Raw genomic sequence first — 3,203 nt, 5'->3', positions numbered from 1 at the left:
TAATGACTGAGTTTTCGGATTTGAATCTATGCCCAATTAACAACCGTCAGGGAATTGTAATTGATGGTGAAGATTCAAAGGTTATTTGCAAAGACTAATTTGAAAATTCAAGTTTGCCGAAATATATTTCTAACTTTCCCTATTTTACAGACATTCCAGCCCATTCATTAGTGAAATGATATGTATTTTCCCTTATTTTTGCCCTTATGAGATAATCGTAAGGGAAATAAGGGAAAGTTTTATTTAGTCGTTGCCTGCCACTTTATCAAGTAACTTTGCGGATTCCCGCTTGGCTTTTCTTGTGGAATGGGCGTAGACATTCATTGTGGTACTGACATCTGAGTGTCCTAACAGTTCCTGTACATCTTTCGGAGCTGCTCCATTTGCCAGAAGGTTGCTTGTGTAGGTGTGTCGCAACTGGTGAAAATGAAATCCTTCAAATCCATCCAGTTTCTGAGCAATCTTCCTGCAAACAATTCCTAACGTGCTTGGCAGTTCCAAACTTCCATTCGGTCTTAAGCAGACAAAGGATATTTCCTTATAATCTTCTGGAACATTCTCTGTTCCGTCCAAATGATAGAACTCATAGTAAACTCTGTTTTTGTCTTTTACTTCTCTGTAGTAGTTTTTGTGGTAAAGTTCTCCGTACTGCATTCGGTTTTTAAGCTGTTCCTTTTGGGCATTACGAAGAATCTCTGCCAGTGTATCTCCAAAATCAACAATCCTTACCTTTTTTCGTTTGGTTGGTCCGATGATATTCTTGTGCCTTGAACCATCATAGCGGATACTGCGTCTGATTGTAAGGCACTGTTCTTCAAGATTTACATCCTGCCATGCCAGACCACAGGCTTCACCGATACGAAGTCCTGCATAATAAGCTATCTGGATTGGAAGTATTGCCGGTGGATTGTAATCCTGTAGAAATTCAATCAGTCTTTCATAATCCTCTCGTGGAATTGGCTGTATATCGCCATCCATGTCATCATCAGAAAACAGGTCAACCTCATCCGTCTGGTATTTCAGCTTAATATACTGCATCGGATTGAAAGTGATATATTGCTTTGGTGATACTGCAAACCGGAATGACTGCTGTAATACTGCCGAGAAAGAACGAATGTAATCTTTGCTATAACCTTTTCTTTCTGAACCATCTGGATAAGTGCCACCAAAGGAAAGCAGATTGAAGAAGGCTTGTAAATGCTCAGATGTTACATTTTTCAACTTTCTCTCTGAAATTGGATGCTTCTTGATGTTGGTAATTGCACCGAGGTAATTCTGGACTGTCCCATTACTGAGAGTACCGGTCTTTAATTCTTCCTCTGCCCATATATCAAGTAATTCTCCAACTGTAATATTTTCCGACTTTGCAATGAATTTTTTGCTTTCGTAATCGTCCATTGCCTGACGGAGCAGTTTTTCCGTTTCACTTTTGCTTTCTGTTCCAGCGTATTCTTTCTGAACTAGATTGCCGCTTGCATCTTCTACATAGAAGCGGTAGTACCATTTCTTTCCTTTTTTTCTTACAGATCCTTTTGCCATAATCGTGTGTCTCCTTTCGATATCAGACAATCGGAACTGATGAAATGCTTCTTGCGTGTAAGTATATCATAACTCCGGTTGTCGTTCTATACCGAATCGGAATCTTCATACAAAACTTCTGATAAAAGATTTTCAAGCCTTTGTTCTGCCATTTCCGGTTTCTTGGAATAGAGCCTTACAATATCTGCCATGTCATTAAAGGCATTAACAGTATGGGTGATCTCCCGGAGAAACATAATCTCGTTATATTCATCATTCGATTCAAACCCCATTACCTTTGCAATATCCGATTCATTCGTGCTGCCCTTGTAATTCTTGCAGGCAAACTGGAATGATTCCAGAAACAGGTTATATTGCTTTAACATTAACAGCAGTAAATCTTTTGAAAAAGCATCTTCCTTTTTACTAAGGTCGAGAGGTAGCTGTTTGAGAATATCGCCCATTGCATCACGAATCTGTAATTCTTTCTTATCCGTAATATCGGTTTCGTATTCATCGGTTTCACCTCTGAGCCATTCAATAGATACATGAAGTGCTTCCGAAAGACCTTCCAGCACCATCTTTTTGGTATTGTCAATCGAACCATTCTCATAACGCAGGATTGTGGAAGCTGTAACTCCCATCTTCTCTGCAACATAAGGCTGTGTCAGATTTAATTCCAGACGACGCTGTTTTGCCCTGCTGCCTATCAGCTTGCGTAATTCTTTATCTTTCATGCTGATTGCCTCCTTTTTCGGTATGTATGAATTATAGCATGTACCTCACGTAATTGCAATATGCAATCTAATGATTAATTTTAAAATTTCATAACGCTTGACAACGCAATATAAAACCGCTATACTAACAGCACAACAAAAATTGCATAATGCAATTTAATAGGAGGTGACAAGATGACGGAAAGAAAGATTGCATTATCCATCGAGGAAGCAGCCGACTATACAGGAATTGGCAGAAATACTTTGAGAAAGCTGGTTGAATGGAAGAAGCTTCCGGTATTAAAAGTCGGAAGAAAAGTCCTTATTAAAACTGACATTCTGGAAAAGTTCATGGAAGCCAACGAGGGGCGAGATCTGAGGGATAAAGGAAATGTAAAAGCTGTCACAAGAAATGTGGCAACTTAAAAAGGCGGCTTCCTACGAAACCGCCAAAGGTTCTATCAGACCGAAGCCATGATATACCTACACGCAAGAGGATTATACCATGTGCTTCTCCTGATATGCAACCGGGAACTGTTGTTTATCGGAAAAAGAGAGGATGAAGACGATATGGCGAAATCAACAAAGACTTATGAAGAAAGAATACGTGCATTAGAGAAAAAGGAACAGGAAAGCATTGAAGCTACAAAAAAGCTCATAGCACAGCGGAAGGAACTGGAAAAGAGAAAGAAAGCGGAAGAAAGTAAAAAACGAACCCACAGGCTCTGTCAGATTGGAGGAGCGGTGGAATCGGTTCTTGGCTGTCCGATTGAGGAGGAAGATTTACCAAAGTTGATAGGATTCTTAAAAAGGCAGGAAACAAACGGGAAGTTTTTCTCAAAAGCGATGCAGAAAGAATTAGTTACAGACATGGAGGAAGTGTAATGGCGGAGGGAGTGGGGTTTCCATTCCCTTCATTGCCTTTGAATGAAGGGCGCACTTATGGACAACCAGAGGTCGTCCTTATAA

General features: G+C 40.0%; 4 protein-coding genes and 1 pseudogene. 3 read left to right on the top strand and 2 right to left on the bottom strand.

The window, feature by feature from the left end; all coding sequences use genetic code 11:
- Positions 1 to 98: pseudogene (locus DW996_RS12845) on the top strand (Type 1 glutamine amidotransferase-like domain-containing protein); the annotation flags it as partial.
- A 145-nt stretch (positions 99 to 243) separates the two neighbouring features.
- On the opposite strand, the gene DW996_RS12840 reads toward DW996_RS12845, so the two are convergent.
- Positions 244 to 1,539 (bottom strand): tyrosine-type recombinase/integrase, encoded by a 1,296-nt coding sequence (locus DW996_RS12840; protein ID WP_118333201.1) that lies wholly within the window; start codon positions 1,537 to 1,539, stop codon positions 244 to 246.
- Between the two features lie 86 nt (positions 1,540 to 1,625).
- Positions 1,626 to 2,255, bottom strand: coding sequence for a helix-turn-helix domain-containing protein (locus DW996_RS12835; RefSeq protein ID WP_015520978.1), 630 nt, complete (start codon positions 2,253 to 2,255; stop codon positions 1,626 to 1,628).
- 174 nt (positions 2,256 to 2,429) lie between these two features.
- On the opposite strand from DW996_RS12835, the gene DW996_RS12830 reads away from it, so the two are divergent.
- Entirely contained in the window at positions 2,430 to 2,660 is a 231-nt protein-coding gene (locus DW996_RS12830; RefSeq protein WP_003505382.1) for a helix-turn-helix domain-containing protein, read from the top strand.
- A 144-nt stretch (positions 2,661 to 2,804) separates the two neighbouring features.
- Complete coding sequence (locus DW996_RS12825; RefSeq protein ID WP_041254741.1) at positions 2,805 to 3,119, top strand: hypothetical protein; 315 nt, start codon at positions 2,805 to 2,807, stop codon at positions 3,117 to 3,119.
- Positions 3,120 to 3,203 lie beyond the last annotated feature (84 nt).

This window comes from Roseburia sp. AM51-8 (assembly GCF_003478275.1).
GTDB classification, from domain to species: Bacteria; Bacillota; Clostridia; order Lachnospirales; family Lachnospiraceae; genus Pararoseburia; species Pararoseburia lenta.
This window is presented reverse-complemented; position numbering and strand designations above follow the sequence as displayed.

Bases quoted from the DNA above. Each gene is read 5' to 3' on its own strand.
- DW996_RS12830 (WP_003505382.1), top strand. From the start codon at position 2,430: ATGACGGAAAGAAAGATTGCATTATCCATCGAGGAAGCAGCCGACTAT.
- DW996_RS12835 (WP_015520978.1), bottom strand. From the start codon at position 2,255: ATGAAAGATAAAGAATTACGCAAGCTGATAGGCAGCAGGGCAAAACAG.
- DW996_RS12840 (WP_118333201.1), bottom strand. From the start codon at position 1,539: ATGGCAAAAGGATCTGTAAGAAAAAAAGGAAAGAAATGGTACTACCGC.
- DW996_RS12825 (WP_041254741.1), top strand. From the start codon at position 2,805: ATGGCGAAATCAACAAAGACTTATGAAGAAAGAATACGTGCATTAGAG.